Consider the following 18,654-nt stretch of genomic DNA (forward strand, 5'->3'; position numbering starts at 1 on the left):
GCTTCCCCAAGCATCAGGTCGATGCGGCATCCCTCGCGGCAGTGCCTGCGGACAAAAAGTTTCAGGCCGGTGTCGGAACTGCCGCGGGTCGCCCGTCCTTGGGTCGAAATCCATCGCAACCCTGGAGAGACAGCATGTCGGACATCACTCAATCGCCGTGGCAGACCGCGGCCCTTCTCGTTGCCCGGCTGATCTTCGCGGCCGTGTTCGCCATGGCCGTCACCTTCAAGTTCATGGGCATGGAGGCGACCGCCGGCTACATCGCCGCCGCCGGCTTTCCATTCCCGCTGTTGCTCGCCTGGTGCGCGGCGATCCTGGAGGTCGCGCTCGTGCTGTGCTTCCTTACCGGTGCTTTTTTTTCGCAGGCGGCCCTGGTTGCCGCTGCCTATGTGCTGTTCCTGGCCTTCGCCTTCCACGGACCCAGCCACTGGGCCGGCAACCAGGCGGAGTTCGGCTTCTTCGTCGACCATTTTTCCTTCGTGGCCGGCCTTCTGTTCGCCACCGCGCACGGGCCGGGCAAGGTGCTGGCGCTGAACCTGGGATGGCCGGGCAGGGCGTAGGGCGCGGGTAAGGCCTCACATCTGATCGTTGTACGGCTCCTTTATCTGGCCGACCATGCGGGCAAGTTTCGAAAAGGAGGGGATGTCCGCCTCCGGCTGGCATTGATTGGCGAGTTCCAGCAGCCGGATCGGAAAGTTGACGGCGTCACGGCTCGACGCCGACATGCCGCCTGATCGCTCCTGGCTGGTTTCGCTGGCTTCGGCCTTGCGCAGGGCGACGTCGATCTCCTCTGATGTCAGCACCCCCTTGCGAACCAGCACGTGGTTGATCGATGCGACGGCCATCAACAGGCCTTCGAGTTGCAGATTGGCGACATTCATGACGATTGCTCCCGTGGCCAGAGCGGTGCGCCGTTTCCCGGAAACGCCGAACCACCCTATCTCCTTGTTTTCGCGCAATTCCCAAGGGAAAGCACTGTGCGCTTTTCCAGGAAACCCCGCTTCACGCTTTTCCTGGAATAGCTCCAGGCTCGAAACGCGCGAGCGGCGTTTCCGATCCGCGGGGATGGCGCGGAACCGGTTTCGGCCGGGGATGGCCGAGCCGGGGCATGGGTGAGGGGCGGCGGCCTACTCTCTCGTCCAGTGCTCGCCATATTCGCGCCACAGCGCCTTCGCTTCCAGGCTGCCGAGGCGCGGGATCGACGGATCGCCAGGGCTGATGGCAACGGCGCTGATGTCATAGTTTGGAAAGGCATTGGCGACGAAGCGGATCGCTTCGCCAAGCGAGCGCACGCGGATGATCGGATCGGCCTGGCCCTGGCCGGTGCTGCGCACACCGGAAACCGTGGCTGGCGCGTGCCGCATCCTGAATACGGATGCCATGGTTGGTCTGTCCATCGTCCTCTCCTGCAAGGCGACGCGAATCATTCCATGAGCTCTGGCTGATGATTCCACAGTTGCCGGCTGATGAAAAGCCGGTCGAAAAGTCGATCTCGGGGCTCGGCCTGTGTCGCTCGGGTTGTCCGGTGAGGGCAATTGTGCTATTGTTTTGGCCATGGTGCTGATTTGCGCCAATGACCTCTAGACCCGCCGCGAAGGCGGGTTTTTTGTTTTCCAGCCACCCTTCAGCGATGCCGGTCACGTCGTGGTGCTGCAAAAGCAGCGAAGGAATTTTTTCCTAGAAAGCGTTGACCGGGTGAGGGCAGCCATGCTACATATTTGTCCATGGTGCTGATTTGTGCCAATGACCCGCCGCCGAGGCGGGTTTTGTGTTTCTGGCGCCTTGTGACTTCGGCTGCCAACTTGTGTGCCAGCGCTCTACGGCGAAGGAGCGCGATATTTGCGAGAAATTTCATGCCCCACCGCTACGCCACCATCATCACCGACGATGACGGCCGCGAGATCGTCAGCGCCATTGGCGAGTTCGAGGGTGCGGCGCCACGGCCGCGTCTGGGGCGCGTCGAGCAGGTGGCGCCCGGCGTGCTGATCGGCATGGTGCGGGGCGCGGCTGGCGACTTCTCTTTCCTGCAAGCAGGGGTCGGTGCTGGCGGCCTCGCCATGGCGCGCCTCAGGGCTGGCGCGGCGGAGCCTGCCCAGGTGGCGAAGCCTGCCCTGGCGGCGAAGCCTGCCGGGACGGCAAGGCCGAAGCGCGCGAGGAGGGCCAGCAAGAAATCCGCCCGCCCAAAGAAGCCGGCCAGATCGATGCCGAAGGCCGGCATGGCGGTCTCCGCCAGCGATGCCGGCGCCATGGGGCAAGCCGATGGCTGACGATACCGCCGCCGGGCCAAGGCGCGGCAAGGCGAAGCCGGCAAGGCGTCAGCCCGCCGCTGGCCCGGCGCCCCGCCCGAAGCGGGCGAAGAAGACGCTGGGCGACGATTTCCTGGCTGCCGTGCGCGCCGATTTCCGCGCCCATGGCGCCGGCGTCATCGCCGAGGTGCGGGCCGACAAGCCCGACCAGTATCTGAAGATCGTGCTTTCGGTGCTGCTCAAGGATTTGCCCGGCGGTGTGCTTGTTTCCCTCAACCAACTGGACGCGCTGAGCGATGAGGAGATCCGCATCCGCATCCGTGGCCTCGAAGCCGTCCTCAGGCCGTTCCTCGAAGAACCCGCTGGTGGCGGCGAGGGCGGAATATCTGGCGCTGCTGGCGGAGCTTGACCGCAGGCGGCGCAGCAATCAGTTGGCGGCCTACAAGCCGTATCAGCGCCAGGCCGAATTTCACGCCGCGGGAGCGGTCAATCGCGAACGGCTGTTCATGGCCGGCAACCAGCTCGGCAAGACCAGGGCCGGCGGCGCCGAATGGGCCATGCACCTCACCGGCCGCTATCCCCCCTGGTGGCAAGGCAAGGTTTTTGACACGCCCGTGCGGCTGTGGGCCGCCGGCGTGACCGGCGAGGGCACGCGCGACAACCCGCAGCGTGTGCTGGTCGGCCCGCCGCAGCAGCAGGCGGCCTGGGGCACCGGCATGATCCCGGCCGACGCCATCGTCGACACCATCATGGGCCGCGGCGCGCCGGGCGCGCTCGACAGTGTCGTGGTGCGCCATGGCGGCGGCGGCGATGTGCAGGCCGGCGAGAGCGTGCTGTCGTTCAAGAGTTTCGAGAAGGGCCGCGAGAAATGGCAGGGCGAGACGCTGCACGGCGTCTGGTTCGACGAGGAACCGCCGCTCGACATCTATTCCGAGGGGCTGACGCGCACCAATGCGACGGGTGGCATTACCATCGTCACTTTCACGCCACTGCTGGGGATGAGCGATGTGGTGTTGTTGTTTCTGTCGGCGGGTGAGGTGGAGAGGATGGCGAAAGGGTGAACCGCCGCGAAACCATGATCCGCAATACCGCTTTTGCGGCAACCAGTGGTCGAGTAGCGTCCGGCGCGACGTTCGGGGTCCGACATGCGCCAGATTGCGAAACTGCTCCTCCTTTCCGCCCTGCTTTCGGCCTGTAGCGGCAGCGGCGATTGGCGCGCCGATGCAATCAGTGCCGCCAAAGGCAAGATGCACAAGCTGGTGAGCGATCCTTCCGCCACATTCTCACATGTCCAGCTTACCGGCGACAGTTCGTCCGGCCAGACCTGCGGCGTCATCACCGCCAAGGTCGGCACCTTCACCAGGGAGGCGCGCTTCATCGTCTATATCGACAACACCGCCGGTCCGTTTGTCGAGCCGGGCATGGGCCAGTCCATGTCGCGGGCCGACTTCGACTGGGCCTGGAAGAATGATTGCTTGAACGAGGGGTATAAGAGCTAAGTGGGCCTCGGAACTCGGGTTCTGGAATTGCTCACTCCGTCTCCCGTGCCACCATCCGATCGAGGTTTTCGTTCAGCCGCCTGAGCATGTCCAGCAGCGTCGCCACCTCGTCCTCGCTGAAACCGGCCAGTGCCTCGTCCCTGCCTTCGTCCAGCGCCTCCCGCGCGGCGGGCAGTTTTTTCAGCGCCGCTTCGGTCAGCGAAATCAGGCTGCTGCGGCCATCGTTCGGATCGGGCGTGCGGCGGATCAGGCCGTCGCGTTCCATGCGCGCCAGCATCTGCGCCATCGAAGGCTGCTCGATCTTGGCGAAGCGCGCCAGCTCCTTCTGCGACATCGCTGCGCCGTCGCGCAGGAGATAGATTACCGGCATCTGGCCGATCGAGAAGCCGAAGGCTTTCACCCGGCGCTCGCCGAGGCGGGCGAGGCTGCGCGATGCCATGTTGATGAGCGGGGCGGGGTTCGAGAACAGGGTCCAGTCGGTCATGATGTTCAGACTTGCATTGGTGCCTATGTTTATTATATAGGCTCCTATATAAATCAATGCGAGCCCCCTGTCCATGACCGCAATGACCATCCCTTTGCGCATCGCCATCATCGGCGCCGGCCCCGCGGGCTTGACGCTGGCGCGCATCCTGCACCTCAACGGCATCGCCGCCACCGTGTTCGAGCGCGAGGAGCACGCGCTGGCCCGGCCGCAAGGCGGCACGCTCGATCTGCATGCCGAATCCGGCCAGCTCGCCTTGCGGCGCGCCGGCCTCGAAAAGGAATTTTTGCGCATTGCGCGCTACGAGGACCAGGGCAGCCGGCTCTACGACAAGGACGGTCGGCTGGTGCTGGCCGATGACGACGACAGCGGCGACCGGCCCGAAGTCGACCGCTCGGCGCTACGCGACATCCTGCTCGCTTCGCTGCCGGCGGGCGCGGTGCAATGGGGCAGGGAGCTGCGCGAGGTCTATGCACGGCCGGACGGCGCCTATGATCTGGCCTTCGGCGCCGAGCTGCTTGGCCCTTTCGATCTGGTCGTCGGCGCCGACGGCGCCTGGTCGCGGGTGCGGCCGCTGGTCTCGCGCTACCGGCCGCAATATTCCGGTCTGACCTTCATCGAATTCGGCATCGACGATGTCGATGCCAGCCACCCCGCGCTTTCAGAACTGGTCGGGCGCGGCAAGATCGGCGTCGAAGGCGATGGCCGCAGCATGATCGTGCAGCGCAACGCCAATGCGCATCTCAGGGGCTATGCGATCTTCCGTGTTCCGGCCGACTGGGCGCAAAGGACTTTTGATTTCACTTCGCCCGCCTCGGCGCGGGCCCGTCTGATCGTCGAATTCGAGGGCTGGGCGCCCGAACTTGTCGCCCTCATCGCGGCGAGCAACGACCACATCGTGGCGCGTGCCATCCATGCGCTGCCGATCGGCCATCACTGGCCGAACCGTGTCGGCGTGACGCTGCTGGGCGATGCCGCGCATGTGATGTCGCCCTTCGGCGGCGAAGGGGTGAACGCCGCCATGCTCGACGCCGCCGAACTCGCCCGTCATCTGGTCGAGGCCGATGACTGGACGCAGGCCGTCAGGCTCTACGAACAGGAGATGTTCGAGCGCGTGATGGAACCGGCCACGAATGCCGCGGAAGCGGCGGCGACCGAGCTGTCGCATATCGGGCTGGAGCTGACGCTGGAGCATGTGCGGCAGCATGCGGAGATGCGGGCCGAGATGGCTAGAGCTGGGTGAGAGGGCCTATCGGAACTTGGGTTCCTCGCCCCACGGAGTGGGGAGAGGTGGCCGCGAAGCGGCCGGAGAGGGGCCCTCGTAGGGCGACTGCTTAACAAGTGAGCGCCATTTCCCCCTCTCCGTCTCGGCTTCGCCGAGTCACCTCTCCCCCGCTACACGGGGGCGAGGAACTCAAGCTTTCCAAAGGCTTCGCGACGGTTTTTGGTGCAACGATTCTCTTCGAACAATGTGGTCGGAGAACCGAGAAGAATGTCCCGTCACGTCACCTTCATGACCATCGACGATGCCGCGCATTATTCGCCGCAGGAGCGCGCGGCGATCGTCGCTGCCTATCCCGCGCATGAGCGCGAGGCGCGCGCCCGCGGCATTCCGGTGCTGGGCTCGGGCCGCATCTTTCCGGTGGCCGAGGCGCTGATCGCCTGCGAGCCGTTCCGGCTGCCGCGCTACTGGCCGAGGCTTGGCGCGCTCGATTTCGGCTGGGACCATCCGTCGGCCGCCGTCGAACTCGCCTGGGATACCGAGGCCGATATCGTCTATGTCTCGAAGTCCTGCCGCGCTTCGCAGCAGACGCCCGCAATGCAGACGCTGACCTTGAAACCGTGGGGCGAATGGCTGCCCTGGGCGTGGCCGCGCGACGGCCGCCGCGAGACGCTGGAAGGGGCAGGCGTGGCGCTGGCCCGGCAATATTCCGCGCACGGGCTGAACATGCTGTCGCGCCACGCGCAATTCCCGGACGGCTCGGTCTCGGTCGAGGCCGGGCTGATGGAGATGCTCGACCGCATGCAATCCGGCCGCTTCAAGGTGTTTTCCACGCTTGCCCCCTGGTTCGAGGAGTTCCGCCTCTATCACCGCAAGGACGGCCAGGTGGTGAAGCTGCGCGACGATCTGATGGCGGCGACGCGCTACCGCAAGCTGGCGCTGGCCTATGTCAGCGGCTCCGGCGCGTTGCCGACAACGGCGAATGGCATCTGGCTGATGTTCGACCGGGCAGGGGACAAGGGGGCGGATGGCGCGGGTGCGGGAGACTTTACCGGGCCGGCTGCTTCAGTGGCAGACAACATCGTTACCTTTAACGGCACGACGGGGAAGGCGGGCAAGGACAGCGGCATCAAGGCGAGTGACCTGATCGCCGGGCCGGCCTCGGCGGTGGCCGACAACATCGCTACGTTCAATGGCACTACCGGCAAACTCGCAAAGGACAGCGGTGTAGCCGTGTCGAGCCTAGCGCCAAAGGCCAACCCGACGTTCACCGGGACTCCGGCCGCGCCGACAGCCGCGCCCGGCACAAACACGACCCAGATTGCGACGACGGGATTCGTCAAGGCCGCAATCGACGTGGTGCTTGGTGGGGTGTCGGCGGCCTTTGACACGCTGGCGGAGATCGCGGCGGCGATGATGCAGAAGGCTGCGGACAATCTTGGTTTGACGGCCGGCTTCACTTCGGTGGTGGTCGATGACGGCACCAAGTCTACAGGCACCTACACCCCGGCGCCGACCGGTGGCAACTACCGAAAGATTACCGTGAACGGCGCTTTCACCCTTGCCGCGCCTTCGACGTCCAACAGCTACAATATGACCATCGACATCACCAATGGCGCCTCGGCCGGCGCAATCACTTTCTTAGGGTTTGTTGCCGGTCATCCGAAGGGGGACGCCTACGTCACGACCAACGCGGCGAAATTCAAGCTGCATATCTCAAAGACCGATGCCGGCGTCACTGCTGTTCTGGAGGCGTTGTAAAATGGCGCTCATCTGGCCGGCGAAGCTAATGCGCGACCCCGACATCTTCGTCACGGATTTCTCCGAATACACAACGGGGGCTAAGCCTGCCGACTGGACGCAGCGATGGACTACGACGGATTCGCCATTGGTCCAAAGCGTTGCCGGCTCCCTCAGCGGCAAGGCTCTTCGCTGGTCTAAAACTTCCGCTAGTCGGCAAGCTCTATCATGGGACAGAATCGCCGCCGTAGCTGACTGCGAGATACTTTATCGCATCCGGGCTATCGAAGCCTATGCAGATAGCGAGCCCTTCGCTAGATCTGTTTTGCGAGGTGGCGGCGCAGCCGCTTCAGAGCAGGGTTATTTAGGTAATACCATCGGTCGAAACATCGGGACCCTATATGCGTTGAGCGGGCAGAAGTATGTTGCTGGCGCATCCACTACCATCATTGCCGTCGCAAATGGAGGCTCACCCAATTATGCAGTCAATGGGTGGATTTGGAGCAGAACTCGTCTCATTGGCACCTCACTAGGATTGAAGGTCTGGGAGGACGGTCAAGCTGAGCCAGGGGCCTTCACGTCGGTTACTGACAGTTCCATTTCAGCGGCGGGGTGGGTGGGGTTCGGCATAGGCTCCAACAATCCGGACGTGGAAATCGACTTCTTCAGTGTGGCTCTCAACAGCAAGACTGCGCCAATGGTGCGGAGGTAAACAATGCTCGCTTTGGTCAAGGATGGGGCTATCAGTCAGATTGTTGCGGAGGGCGCCGGTTTCTCGCACGATGGCGCTTCGTGGACGATGCCGGCAACGGATGGCTGGGGAGCTTGATGGCTTCAGCCTCGTGACCATTCAGGACGCCGATCCCTTGCCAAACGGCAAGGTGGCCACCGGCCAGACAGTCGCAATGGTCGGTGGCACACCGAAATTTGTGTATACGCTTGCGGATGCTCCCCCATCGCCATGCCAGATGGTTCAGAAATCGGTTGTCCAAAGCCGCATCATCACGCCGGCAAGATGGGCGATGCCTATGCCGCGTTGACTGGAAACCCGATCTACTTCGCGCGCTGGTTCGCTCCGGACCATCCGTCCGTTTACTGCGATGATCCTGACGCCCTGATCTTGGTGCAAGCGCTTGGTCTGGATCCGGCAGCTATCCTCGCCCCTTGAAGGGCGGCACTTATTTATCGGAGTGGGCCAAACCAGCGCGTGCCGAACAACGCCTCGACAATCACAAGGGCGGAAAAGATTGTGGTGAGTATGAAAATGGCAAAAGAAAGTAACTTGAGAATTATGAACTGAAGCAGTACTGGCTGCCAGATGTCGTGCAGTCCATGCAGCAGAGCAAGCGACATGAAGATAGCTGCAGCGCTGCCGCATACCGCGAAAAAGCGTTCAAACAGCTTCTTTAGGACTAGCATATAAATCTCCGTGCAGCGTGTTTGTATCACGCCGCCCAGGCACATGCCACTGACGCGTTGGGGCACCGCCTCGGCTCTCCGTTGCCGACCATAGCCAATCTTCCAAAGCAAAACCTATGGACTGCAACGCATCGAGGGCGCTTACGCTTATCTTGAAATTCGAGGGCGGCTGGTCAGACAATCCGGCCGACCCGGGCGGGGCCAAGATGAAGGCGTGAGGCTGGCGAACTTCCGCCTCTATGTGAAGGCCGATGCCACCAAGGTCGATCTGCGCAAGAGATCAGCGATGATCAGGTCGCGACCGTTTGCCGGCGCTTCTATTGGGATGTTGTTCTCGGCGCCGAACTGCCAGATGGGGTCGATTAGGCCATCTTCGATTTGGTATTGAACAGCGTACCAGGCAGGACGGCCAACCTTCTGCGACTGAGGGCGTTGCCCAGGACGGCCGCATCGGCCCCGCTACCCTCGCGGCCGCTAGACTAGGGTAAAGCCGACTGATGTTCGCCGAACGGCTGCCGACATGGGGAGCATTTGGGCGACTGCTCCAATCGCGCCAAGTCGGTGCGGGCTCAGGCCTTACTGGTGTCGGCTCAACTTCCAGCGGCAGTGCCGGTGGCCACGTAATCTGTACAGCGAGCGCAGGCGCCTGTCCCGCCTCCACCCAAGGCCGAAACGCTCGCCGGCATCACCAGTAGCCCAGTCTGCATCTCCGACACTCGCCGATCCTGAAATTCCAGTTGTCGCGGAAGCAAGGGCGTTGCTGCCTGTCTGCTAGTCGCCTTACCCCGCGTGGCACCACTTCGCTGCTGTCTTGCACTGGATCGTCTGACCATAGCCATCGTCAACCAAACTTCAATCATCACAACCTGCCCGTGCGGGCGGAAAGGAATCCCCATGACCCGCACCTTTTCGGAGGCGCTCGCGCAACTGTGCCCGAACGCCTCGAAGACGATCATCGCCGGCATTGCCGACAACCTTCATCTGCTCGACCAGGCCGGCATCAGCACGCCGATCCGCGTGCGCCACTTCTTCGCGCGCGTCTGCGTCGAGACCGGCGGCCTTCACACGCTCGAGGAGAACCTGAACTATTCGGCGCGGCGCGCGCATGAGGTGTGGCCGGGCCGGTTTCCGACGGCTGCCTCCGCCGGGCCCTTTGCCAACAATCCGGCGAAACTCGCCGAAAAGGTCTATGGCGGCCGGCTGGGAAATTTCGCGGCCGGCGACGGGTGGAAATATCGTGGTTCCGGGCTGCTTCAGAACACCGGTCGCGAGAATTTCGAGGAGGTCGAGGCCGCGACCGGTCTGCCTGTGGTCGCGAACCCGGATCTGCTGCGCGGCTTCCCCGGCGCCCTGCTGGCGGCAACGATCTACTGGAGCAAGCGCAACATCAATGCGCTGGCCGACAGGAACGATGTCGCCGGTGTGTGCAAGGCAGTGAACGGCAGCGCGATCGGGCTGGCCGACCAGAAGGCGTGGCTGGCCAAGGCGGCGAAGGTCTGGCCGGATGGTGCGGGGATCGCTTTTCCCGCCGCTCCAGCAGACCCGCCCGCGAAGCCCGTTCCTGACCCTGCCGCGCCCGCAATGCCCCCACAGGTGGCCCCGATACCTCCGGTCGCGCCGGGTCCGACTGCCGAAACGGGAATTCCCGTTTCGCCTGCTGGCGAAGCTCCGGCGGTCCGGCCCGTGGCTTCGGCAAAACCGACGTCATCTGGCGGCAAGGCGGCTGTCGCGGCTGGCGCCTTCGCCCTCATCGTCACGGCGCTTGCGGCCTTCTGGCGCCACGTCACCGAGCTTTTATGGAGCATCTTCTGATGAAATGGTTCAACACGAACGCACTGCACAACGTCCTCAACACGCTGATCGCGATCATCTGCGGTGGCGCCCTGGTCGGCTTCGACTGGACGATGTTCGGCCTGACCGACCGCACCGCGCTTCAGATCAGCGGCGCCATCGCCCTTGCAAAGATCATCATCAACGCACTGCGTGATGGCCCGGCCGGCATGGTTGCGCCACCGGCCGGGGGGAAGTGAGATGTCGCTCGTACCGATCGCAACCGCGCTCATCGAGCAGCTTTGGCCATATCTACTCGCGGGCCTCATGGCGATCGCCGGTATCTGGACCGCCTACGCCAAGGGCAAGGCCAGCCAGAAAGCCAGGCAGGCGGCCGCGGATGCAGCGGCCCGCACCGAAGCCCAGAAGATCGACGATGCCGTCGCTGGCCGGGCGCCGGATGACAACCGGGCGAGACTGGGCAAATGGTCAAGGTCATAGCGATTTTGCTCATGCTGGCCGGCTGCACCACGGTTGGCGGGTCGTTCTGCGCGGTCGAGCATCCCATTCGACCGGCAAAGGCGGAGGTGGCGACCCTTTCCGACGCGTCGGTGGCGGCAATCCTGGCTCACAACGAAAAGGGCCAGAAGCTCTGCGGATGGAGGCCATGATGCATGATTTCTTCGACATGCTCGGCATCAAGGGACCTGTCGTCGCCGCCGGCCTTGCCGGCGGTGTTCTGCGCGCGCTGTCGCGGCACCGGTACAAGCTGCGGGAAATGGTGGCCTCGCCGATCTGCGGCGCGCTGGCGGCGGCGTATCTGACCTTGCCGGTCGTGTCCTATTTCAAGGCGAGCGGCCTGCCGCTGCCTGATCCGGCCGACGACACGACCACGCTTGCCGCTGCCTTCCTGATCGGCGTATCGGCGATGTGGATCTCGGATATTTTGTTCGAGTTCGTGGTGAGGAGGTTCAGGCCCTCGGCTGAAGGGTAGCTCCAGACTCCGGTAAGGTCCACGCAAGCGTTCGCGAGCCTACATCCTGAGCGGCAACGTTGTCTCGGGCATTCTCTCAACGGCTCAAGACCAGCCTTGTCGGCGGCGTTCTGAGCGAATTGGCGTCAACCTGCCTGGCGGCAACAGCTACAGGCTGGGCAAGCGCCACTAGCGCGTCTCCATCTTTCGAAGGCAATTCAATAGCCCGTCCGGTTCGCCGGGCGGGCTATTTTTGCGTTTCGGCCCGAGAGGTCCCGGCCATCCGCCCAACCAGCCTTGCGTCAGCGATCCGGCCTTGTAAGCCTCATGCCAGGATGTTGACGGCGCGTGCCGCGACCAGCGCGATGGTCAGCAGCGAGATCATGGCCTCCGCCATCATCAGCAGCTTGGCGCGCTGGGAGAGCGGCAAGGTATCGGTGGGCGAAAACGCCGTCGCGTTGGTGAAGGCAAGGAAGGCATAGTCGACGAAACCTGGCAGCCAGTCGCGAAGCTCGCGATCGTTCAGTGTCATCTGCGCAAACAGGAAATCGGCCTGGGCGAGCTTGACGAGGCCGCAGGTCGGCGGTCCGCCGCGGTCGGTGCTCCAGAACCACAAGGCGAAGACGATGACATTGGTCACCCAGATGTTGAGCGCGTCGATCAAGAGCGTCGTGCCGCTGCTGCCGGCATGGCCCTCCAGCAAGGCGCGCACCAGCAAGACCAGCGAACCGCAATTCATGATGCTGATGACGGCTGTCATGGTCAGTGCCGTTCTGCGGATCATGACGCGAAACTGACCGATCGCGTGCCACTCGTGATCCTCGACCGCCTTTCTGGTGGCGGCCTGCGTCCAGGCCGTGGCCACCGACAAGGGCAGCAACAGGGCGGCTTCCAGTGCCGGCGCCAGCCAGCGTGGCCCGAATGAGAGGTTGTTGATGACCAGAAGCTGCAGGCAGATGATGATGAGGACGGCGGCACGCGCCATCCAGAAGTCGAGCGCACGGTAGTGAATGACGGCATGCTGGTGGCGCATTGTAAATCCTGGCGACTTTGGGTTTGAAGCGCGGCGGGTTGATCCGCTCAGGCGCAGGTGACGTCCGCCGCCATCGCGCCCGGGCTGGGATTACAGGCGTCTTGGGTCAGAAATGAACCGCCCTGATGCGTGGCTTGTTCCGCGGGCCCGACATTTTCGACGGGGATGCCTGGTGGCGTCTTCCATTGCTGTTCTGCTTTTATTCGAGGTGAGGGTCAGCATCAGGGCGCGAAAACTCCGCCTCAATCTTGGTTTTGCAATGGTCATGTAAGTATACATTTTCGTAAGCTTCGATTTCTGGGCTGTTCGGAAAATGGTCCGGTGTGATTTACCCACCGCATGGCGAGAATCGATGAATCCATGGACAGCTGGCTGCCGGTCGGCCTGCCTGTCGCGAGTGGCCGGCACCGGTCGTCGATCTGGTCGAAACTGATCCGTTATCCTGAAGTCGTTGTCGCGCTTTTGTGCCTGACCCAGATCCTGTGCTGGACCGTGGCGCCGGCACTTGTCGACGCCGCGCCGCCAGGCGATGTCGTCGAGGGTTTCATGTGGGGGCGCGAATGGGTGTTGTTGACCTACAAGCATCCGCAGCTTCCGGCATGGCTGCTCGAGGCCAGCCATCTTCTGACCGGATCGTTCCGCTGGCCGCAATATCTGCTTTCCCAGCTTGTCGTTTCGGCAACCTTTATCTTCGTCTATCTGCTGGCCCGCGACATGCTCGGGCGAACCCGTGCTCTGGCCGCCGTGCTTTTGATGCCGTCGCTCTATTTTTTCGGCTGGCCCACCCCGCAATTCAATCACGACTACGCGCAGATGCCTTTCTGGGCCGCCATCTCATGGCTTTTGTGGCACGCAACCCGCGATGCTGGCTCGAAATGGCGGTGGATCGTGCTGGGACTGGTGTCCGGGGTCGGGCTCTACGCCAAGTTTTCCACCGGTCTGCTGTTGCTGTTCGGCGCGATCTGGCTGTTGTCGGACAGACGGGCACGCGGTCGGCTCGCCACGCCTTGGCCATGGCTCGGGCTCGCCGTGTTCCTTGCCGTAGCGGCGCCGTTGGCAGTCCAGCTCTGCCGCATCGACTTCCTGCCGCTGACCTATGTCGCCGGTCGCGATGATTGGGTGATGGCCCACCGCGCCCGTCTCTACTACATCGGCGTGCAATTGGCCGGGCTCACAGGCTTCCTTGCCGTTCTCGCCATATCCGGGCTGTTGCGGCGCGAGCCGCCGCGCCAGGTCGTGGCAGTGCGCGAGGCGCCAGTCGAGCCAAGGGCGTTCACCTATCTCTTGTGGATGGGGCTTGGGCCCGCCATTTTGGTCATGGTGGCCTCGCTGTTCACGGGAGCGGGGGAGGCGTGGGGCGCGCCGATGTACAATCTTGTCGGCGTCGTGGCCATTGCCTGCCTTGGTGACCGGCTCGGCATCTCCGAGATGCGCAGGCTGGCGATCTGTGCGCTGGTGTGCGTCATCGGCGTGTCCGGGGCCTACGCGACGACCCGATGGACAAGCTGCAACGCGCTCGGACACATGCAACCCGTCTGCTGGCCCGCGCAATTGGTATCCGATGAAGCGGAAACTGTCTGGCACGAGGCCAGCAAAGGTCGTCTGGGCATCGTCGGCGGCGACACAGGGCTGGCCATGCTTGCCGGCCTGAATGCCTATGACGAGCCTTCGATCTTTACCGGACTCGACATGCGGTTTGCGCCATGGATCACGGCAAAACGGCTGCAGGACCAGGGCATGCTGCTGATCTGGCAAGGCAGCCAGGACAGCCAAACGCCGCCGCGGCTCATGCCATGGATCAAGGGACTTCCGGTCAAAACCATTTTGCTCGGCTGGTCACGCCAGGCGCCGCCCGTGGTAATCAACTTCGTCGTCATTCCCCCGGGAACGCACGATCTGCCAAATGATCCGCCGGCCTCGCCTGAAGATCGGGACAATTGACTGCCGCCCGCCGCGTCCGACCTCGGCGACTGGACGAAAGCCGGGACAATGCCCATTTATGGAGAAATCCAATTCACTTTAGCGCAATTCCGGACGGAAAAACCGCTACACTTTTCCTGGAATTGCTTTGAGAGGAGACCTGACATGGCGACTTCGACCGAACGCGCAGTGCTTGCCGGCGGCTGCTTCTGGGGCATGCAGGATTTGATACGGCGCTATCCCGGCGTCATCTCCACCCGTGTCGGCTACAGTGGCGGCGACGTGCCCAACGCCACCTATCGCAACCATGGCACCCATGCCGAGGCCATCGAGATCAATTTCGATCCGGCCACGATCAGCTATCGCACATTGCTGGAGCGGTTTTTCCAGATCCACGATCCGACGACGCGCAACCGCCAGGGCAACGATGTCGGGATGAGCTATCGCTCGGCGATCTATTACACCAGCGATGAACAGAAGCGCGTTGCCGAAGACACCATCGCCGATGTCGATGCCTCTGGTCTGTGGCCGGGCAAGGTCGTGACCGAAGTCGCGCCGGCCGGTCCCTTCTGGGAAGCCGAACCGGAGCATCAGGACTACCTCGAGAAATACCCCAACGGCTACACCTGCCACTTCGTCCGTCCGGGCTGGAAGCTGCCGGTTCGCGAGAAGGCCGTTTCGTAAGGTTCACAGGATCGGGGTCAAGGCCCCGATCCACGCCTTGCCGTCTGTCGCGGATCAAGCCTGTTGCATCGGATAGAACGTCAGGATGTCGACGGCGACCCTCGGCGGCTGCGACACCGCGTAGAGCATCGCGGGGGCGATGTCCTCACTCTCCAGTTGCTCCATGTCGCCCAGCCGGTGCTCGACCGCACATCGTCGCGTATGTTGGCGGTGAACTCGGTCCTCACCGCGCCCGGTTCGATCACGGTGACCCGGATGCCGTCCCTGCCGATTTCGCGGCGCAGCGATTCCGCCATTGGCGCTCACCGCGTGCTTGGTACCTGGCGGCGACACCGACGCCAGCGACGTTGAACAGCATGTCCAGCCGACCATGGCTTTCCAGCACTCGCCGGACCATGGCGGTGGCTTGGGCCGCGTCGGTGATGTCGGCCTCGATGGTGAGCGCCTCGCCACCGGCATCACGGATGCGCGTGGCCATGCCATCAAGCCGCTGCCGGCGCCGCGCCGCGATGGCCACGGTGGCTCCTTCCGCCGCCAGCGCCAGCGCGGTTGCCGCGCCGATGCCAGAGGAGGCGCCGGCCGCCAGAGCGATTTTTCCATTGAGTTTCCGCATGTTCGTTGCTTCCGCTCAGGAGGAGATTCAGATGCGCTCGATGCCGGACCGATCCTGATTGGATGCCGTTCGAGGCGTGTCCCCAAACGGTAGTGTCTCAGTTTGAAATTTAGGATTTTGCCGGCTTAGGCATTTCTTTCCATATGTCTCCAAAGTTGCACGTCGTCTCTGCGAAAGCGGATGTAGCAGGACACATGGCGGCAACGATGCGCGCAAGCTTTTTGCGACGGTCATCTAAAGGTAGATGAAATATCGGCTCATGGTGCGCAACGCGATTTCGAAGCGTCAGTAATTCGTCGCAGATCGTCCAGGCGACGGCTCGGTCCAAGCCAGTGTCATGCGCAAACACCTTCGCCAGATTGTATCTCCATGAGTAGTGATTGTACTTCTCCGAGAGTTGGGAAACCCAAAAGCCGGCCGACAAATCGGACACAACAACCGATGTGCTAACAGGGCGCACCCCGCGATCTCTCTCCTGCCTAAGAAGCGTCTCCGTTAAGCGTCTGCGATCATCCCCTTTAAGGTTTCGAACGAATTCGTTCTGCTTATAAGGCCAGCCCTCCTTGTATTTCCAAATAAAAAAGTCATTCATCTTGTTTCTTAGACAAATCTCCCATGATTGTAGATATATATATAGGGATTGGGAAATTTTTGCATTCCACTGATATAACTGGAGGGCGTCCTTTTCATTGCTGCCGGATGCCCCTAGATATGTCCCAAAGCGTGGCGAGCTTAGGGATTTCTTAAACAGTGTGGCGAAATCAGGGTTTTTTTCAAACGTCTCTTGCATACCCGAAGCGTCCGTTCTAAGTTGGTGTGGTGAGCCTCAGGAAACGGTCACTGCGCTTGACGCACACCCCCAGAGGACGGGAATAAGGGAAAGCGGGTTGCGGGAGCAGCCCGCTTTTTCCCGTTTAGGCAATGCGCTTTTTGTATGACCCCCTCGGCCCTGCCTTCGGCGCAACGGCGTCCATCTTGTCGCAAATGTCATTCATTGACCAGAGCGTATTCGAAACGCCGGCGGCCATTGCGGGCGAGGTCTTAAGCGTCTTGTGGATGCGAATGAAGTTGTACCAGACCGTGTACAGAGCAACCATGTGAACGTGGTTTTCGAACTTCTTTGAAAACGCATTGGTGAGGCGCGTAAAGCGGCGCATCTGCATACGCATAGTGAGGTTCTGGCGCTCAACGTGCGACGTGCTGACGTGCGCCAGATCGGGCGAGCCTTCGATGCGGGTCTTCTTTGCGCCAGTGCAGACGGCGGGGCTGTAGCGGCGTTCCTGTGGCACTGCCTTGCCTTCCGGCTCGCCATACATCTTGACCAGCATCGCGTAGTCGATGTCGGCGCCAAAGGCTTCCTCGACCGCGTTCAGATAAGCTTTGTGGCCGTCCGTCGTAAGCTGGACGCGATTGGCGAGGCGTTCCTTCACGTCGTCCATGAAGGCCAGCGCATATTCGCCATCGCGACCGCCGACCAGCCAGGAAATGATAAGCTTGCTGTCGCTGTCGAGCGCGGTCCACGTCCACGTGTCGCCAGCGCCGTCAACGGAGTTTTTCATAGCCGCGACGTTCTTTTGCTTCGCTGCCGTGAACGACCAGATTTCATCACATTGAACGCGCTTGGCCTTCACGTTGCGGACTTCGCGGTCGTGCAGATCGGCGCAGAATTTGCCGGCATCGACAAGCAGCTTCGAAACCGTGTTGATCGACACGTCGGCAACACGCGAGATCGAGCGCATCGAAGAACCCTCACAAAGCATGGTGAGGATTTGGACGCGGGTTTTGAGGGGCAGCTTGTTCATGCCCCTAATATCTGAACTTTTATGCTTAGTGTCAAGCATGCGAATAGCAAGCATCCGAATTTTTTTCGTGCTTGCTTAATGCCCGGATTTCGCGGTAAAAGCAAGCATCCGAAATTGGAGGATGCTTGCTTGACCGACGATATGTTCTCCTCTCGCGCGAAGGGCGGCATTGCTCGCCGCGAAGCGCTGTCGCCCGAAGAACGCGCCGCTATCGCCCGGAAGGGCGCCGCCGCTCGATGGGGGGTGAAGGCAACCCATAAGGGCAATTTCCAGCAGGAACTTGGAATCGACGTTGAGTGCTACGTTCTTGACGATGATGGAAAGACGGCAGTCATCAGCCAGACTGGTATGGGCAAGGTTATTGGGTTGTCGGCGCGCGGCAATGCATTTCCGCGCTTTCTGGCAACCAAGGCAATGTCGGATGCCGTCGGCGCGGAACTACGGGAAAAAATCGAAAATCCGCTTAAATTTCAATGGGGGACCGGCGGCGCGGAACAGCCTCCGGCAACCATCCATGGGTTTGATGCAACCCTTCTCATTGATGTCTGCAAGGCAATCATCGAGACAGAAGCTAAGGGCACTTTGCCAAGCCGTTATGGGCGGGTGGCGATGCAAGCTCATATCATCGTGGGCGCATCAGCAAAGCAGGGTATCCGCGATCTGGTCTATTCGCTGGCGGGATACAATCCGACCACAGAAGAAATCATTGCGGCGTTCAAGCTGTACGTTTTGGAGGAAGCCAAAAAATACGAGCCTGAGTTTCCGAACGAACTGTATGTGCAATGGCATCGGCTCTACAATCTCGCCGTCCCTGAACGGGGCAAGCCGTGGCACTTCAAGTATCTGACGGTGAACCATGTCTACTTCCCCCTCGCTAAGAGCAACGGGAAAATCCTCGACCTGTTGCGCGCAACAAAGGCTCAGGGCGGGGATCGACAAAAGAAACTCTTTCAGTTCCTCAACGCCATCGGCGCCCGTGCGCTGAGAATCCAATTGGGGCGCATCCTGGAAATGGCAGAATCATCTGCCAATCAGCAAGCATACGAGCGCAAGATCGTGGAGCGTTTTGGCGGCCAGCAGGAGTTTGATTTCGGCATTAACGCTTCCAGCGAGCCGCCGCCGCCTTCCGAGCAATCTCAGCCCGGCGCTCCGGCGTCATAGTCTCGGCGCGCTTCTTCCCGCCCTTCGCGCCTAGCGCCTTCGCAGCAGGGTCTTTGCCGTCGTCCATCACATCGTCCGCTTCATCGCC

25 protein-coding genes are annotated in these 18,654 nt (G+C 62.1%); 17 read left to right on the forward strand and 8 right to left on the reverse strand.

Translation table 11 applies throughout. The features are described 5' to 3' along the window. Positions 1-134: 134 nt before the first annotated feature. Positions 135-560 (forward strand): DoxX family protein, encoded by a 426-nt coding sequence (locus tag OOJ09_RS22120; protein ID WP_269907234.1) that lies wholly within the window; start codon positions 135-137, stop codon positions 558-560. Positions 561-575: 15 nt separating this feature from the next. Here the strand turns inward: OOJ09_RS22120 and OOJ09_RS22125 are convergent, their stop codons facing one another. Continuing rightward, positions 576-881, reverse strand: coding sequence for a hypothetical protein (locus OOJ09_RS22125; protein ID WP_269907235.1), 306 nt, complete (start codon positions 879-881; stop codon positions 576-578). Positions 882-1,127: 246 nt separating this feature from the next. Next, a complete protein-coding gene (locus tag OOJ09_RS22130; protein ID WP_091581626.1) occupies positions 1,128-1,397 on the reverse strand; it encodes a hypothetical protein in 270 nt (89 codons plus the stop codon). 456 nt (positions 1,398-1,853) lie between these two features. Between OOJ09_RS22130 and OOJ09_RS22135 the strand changes: the two genes are divergently transcribed. From OOJ09_RS22135 to OOJ09_RS22150, 4 genes are all read left to right on the forward strand, one after another. Then, on the forward strand, positions 1,854-2,267 hold the full coding sequence (locus OOJ09_RS22135; RefSeq protein ID WP_269907236.1) for a hypothetical protein: 414 nt from the start codon (positions 1,854-1,856) through the stop codon (positions 2,265-2,267). After that, positions 2,260-2,655, forward strand: coding sequence for a hypothetical protein (locus OOJ09_RS22140; protein ID WP_269907237.1), 396 nt, complete (start codon positions 2,260-2,262; stop codon positions 2,653-2,655). The genes OOJ09_RS22135 and OOJ09_RS22140 overlap by 8 nt, the downstream gene beginning before the upstream one ends. Further along, complete coding sequence (locus OOJ09_RS22145) at positions 2,612-3,307, forward strand: terminase large subunit domain-containing protein (protein ID WP_269907238.1); 696 nt, start codon at positions 2,612-2,614, stop codon at positions 3,305-3,307. The genes OOJ09_RS22140 and OOJ09_RS22145 overlap by 44 nt, the downstream gene beginning before the upstream one ends. Positions 3,308-3,391: 84 nt before the next feature. Beyond that, on the forward strand, positions 3,392-3,745 hold the full coding sequence (locus OOJ09_RS22150) for a hypothetical protein (protein ID WP_269907239.1): 354 nt from the start codon (positions 3,392-3,394) through the stop codon (positions 3,743-3,745). A 31-nt stretch (positions 3,746-3,776) separates the two neighbouring features. Here OOJ09_RS22150 and OOJ09_RS22155 read toward each other — a convergent pair whose 3' ends face one another. Continuing rightward, the gene (locus tag OOJ09_RS22155; protein ID WP_269907320.1) at positions 3,777-4,229 is read right to left on the reverse strand and encodes a MarR family winged helix-turn-helix transcriptional regulator; all 453 of its coding nucleotides are present in this window, start codon (positions 4,227-4,229) and stop codon (positions 3,777-3,779) included. Positions 4,230-4,359: 130 nt separating this feature from the next. On the opposite strand from OOJ09_RS22155, the gene OOJ09_RS22160 reads away from it, so the two are divergent. The 4 genes from OOJ09_RS22160 (at position 4,360) to OOJ09_RS22175 (ending at position 8,359) form a co-directional block, all read left to right on the forward strand. Further along, positions 4,360-5,472: an FAD-dependent oxidoreductase gene (locus OOJ09_RS22160; RefSeq protein ID WP_269907240.1), complete on the forward strand. Its 1,113-nt coding sequence runs from the start codon at positions 4,360-4,362 to the stop codon at positions 5,470-5,472. A gap of 249 nt (positions 5,473-5,721) precedes the next feature. Continuing rightward, complete coding sequence (locus OOJ09_RS22165; protein ID WP_269907241.1) at positions 5,722-7,212, forward strand: terminase large subunit domain-containing protein; 1,491 nt, start codon at positions 5,722-5,724, stop codon at positions 7,210-7,212. Between the two features lies 1 nt (position 7,213). Further along, on the forward strand, positions 7,214-7,903 hold the full coding sequence (locus OOJ09_RS22170) for a hypothetical protein (RefSeq protein WP_269907242.1): 690 nt from the start codon (positions 7,214-7,216) through the stop codon (positions 7,901-7,903). Positions 7,904-8,152: 249 nt separating this feature from the next. Then, a complete protein-coding gene (locus OOJ09_RS22175; protein ID WP_269907243.1) occupies positions 8,153-8,359 on the forward strand; it encodes a hypothetical protein in 207 nt (68 codons plus the stop codon). A 14-nt stretch (positions 8,360-8,373) separates the two neighbouring features. On the opposite strand, the gene OOJ09_RS22180 is transcribed toward OOJ09_RS22175, so the two are convergent. Then, positions 8,374-8,610, reverse strand: coding sequence for a hypothetical protein (locus tag OOJ09_RS22180; RefSeq protein ID WP_269907244.1), 237 nt, complete (start codon positions 8,608-8,610; stop codon positions 8,374-8,376). Positions 8,611-9,504: 894 nt separating this feature from the next. Between OOJ09_RS22180 and OOJ09_RS22185 the strand changes: the two genes are divergently transcribed. From OOJ09_RS22185 to OOJ09_RS22205, 5 genes are read left to right on the forward strand one after another with little or no spacing between them, the layout of a single operon-like run. Continuing rightward, entirely contained in the window at positions 9,505-10,422 is a 918-nt protein-coding gene (locus tag OOJ09_RS22185; RefSeq protein WP_269907245.1) for a glycoside hydrolase family 19 protein, read from the forward strand. Continuing rightward, entirely contained in the window at positions 10,422-10,640 is a 219-nt protein-coding gene (locus tag OOJ09_RS22190) for a hypothetical protein (protein WP_269907246.1), read from the forward strand. The genes OOJ09_RS22185 and OOJ09_RS22190 overlap by 1 nt, the downstream gene beginning before the upstream one ends. Before the next feature lies 1 nt (position 10,641). Beyond that, a complete protein-coding gene (locus tag OOJ09_RS22195; RefSeq protein WP_269907247.1) occupies positions 10,642-10,881 on the forward strand; it encodes a hypothetical protein in 240 nt (79 codons plus the stop codon). After that, positions 10,866-11,051, forward strand: a complete 186-nt coding sequence (locus OOJ09_RS22200; RefSeq protein WP_269907248.1) for a hypothetical protein — start codon at positions 10,866-10,868, stop codon at positions 11,049-11,051. The genes OOJ09_RS22195 and OOJ09_RS22200 overlap by 16 nt, the downstream gene beginning before the upstream one ends. Further along, the gene (locus OOJ09_RS22205; protein WP_269907321.1) at positions 11,051-11,374 is read left to right on the forward strand and encodes a hypothetical protein; all 324 of its coding nucleotides are present in this window, start codon (positions 11,051-11,053) and stop codon (positions 11,372-11,374) included. Before OOJ09_RS22200 ends, OOJ09_RS22205 begins: the two co-directional genes overlap by 1 nt. A gap of 304 nt (positions 11,375-11,678) precedes the next feature. Here OOJ09_RS22205 and OOJ09_RS22210 read toward each other — a convergent pair whose 3' ends face one another. Continuing rightward, a complete protein-coding gene (locus OOJ09_RS22210) occupies positions 11,679-12,386 on the reverse strand; it encodes a hypothetical protein (RefSeq protein ID WP_269907249.1) in 708 nt (235 codons plus the stop codon). 360 nt (positions 12,387-12,746) lie between these two features. Here OOJ09_RS22210 and OOJ09_RS22215 point away from each other — a divergent pair, with 360 nt between their 5' ends. Together OOJ09_RS22215 and msrA are read left to right on the forward strand one after the other, a co-directional pair. Then, positions 12,747-14,327: a glycosyltransferase family 39 protein gene (locus OOJ09_RS22215; RefSeq protein ID WP_269907250.1), complete on the forward strand. Its 1,581-nt coding sequence runs from the start codon at positions 12,747-12,749 to the stop codon at positions 14,325-14,327. Positions 14,328-14,471: 144 nt separating this feature from the next. Continuing rightward, entirely contained in the window at positions 14,472-14,990 is a 519-nt protein-coding gene (gene msrA / locus OOJ09_RS22220) for a peptide-methionine (S)-S-oxide reductase MsrA (protein ID WP_269907251.1), read from the forward strand. Between the two features lie 241 nt (positions 14,991-15,231). Here the strand turns inward: msrA and OOJ09_RS22225 are convergent, their stop codons facing one another. The 3 genes from OOJ09_RS22225 to OOJ09_RS22235 all read right to left on the reverse strand — a co-directional run bounded on the left by OOJ09_RS22225 (position 15,232) and on the right by OOJ09_RS22235 (position 17,405). Further along, positions 15,232-15,603, reverse strand: coding sequence for an SDR family NAD(P)-dependent oxidoreductase (locus OOJ09_RS22225; RefSeq protein ID WP_269907252.1), 372 nt, complete (start codon positions 15,601-15,603; stop codon positions 15,232-15,234). A 109-nt stretch (positions 15,604-15,712) separates the two neighbouring features. After that, entirely contained in the window at positions 15,713-16,393 is a 681-nt protein-coding gene (locus OOJ09_RS22230; RefSeq protein WP_269907253.1) for an Abi family protein, read from the reverse strand. A gap of 124 nt (positions 16,394-16,517) precedes the next feature. After that, complete coding sequence (locus tag OOJ09_RS22235) at positions 16,518-17,405, reverse strand: IS1 family transposase (RefSeq protein WP_269907254.1); 888 nt, start codon at positions 17,403-17,405, stop codon at positions 16,518-16,520. A 129-nt stretch (positions 17,406-17,534) separates the two neighbouring features. Between OOJ09_RS22235 and OOJ09_RS22240 the strand changes: the two genes are divergently transcribed. Then, a complete protein-coding gene (locus tag OOJ09_RS22240) occupies positions 17,535-18,566 on the forward strand; it encodes a P63C domain-containing protein (RefSeq protein WP_269907255.1) in 1,032 nt (343 codons plus the stop codon). The last annotated feature ends 88 nt before the right edge of the window (positions 18,567-18,654 follow it).

Source organism: Mesorhizobium qingshengii (genome assembly GCF_027563465.1).
GTDB lineage: Bacteria > Pseudomonadota > Alphaproteobacteria > Rhizobiales > Rhizobiaceae > Mesorhizobium > Mesorhizobium qingshengii_A.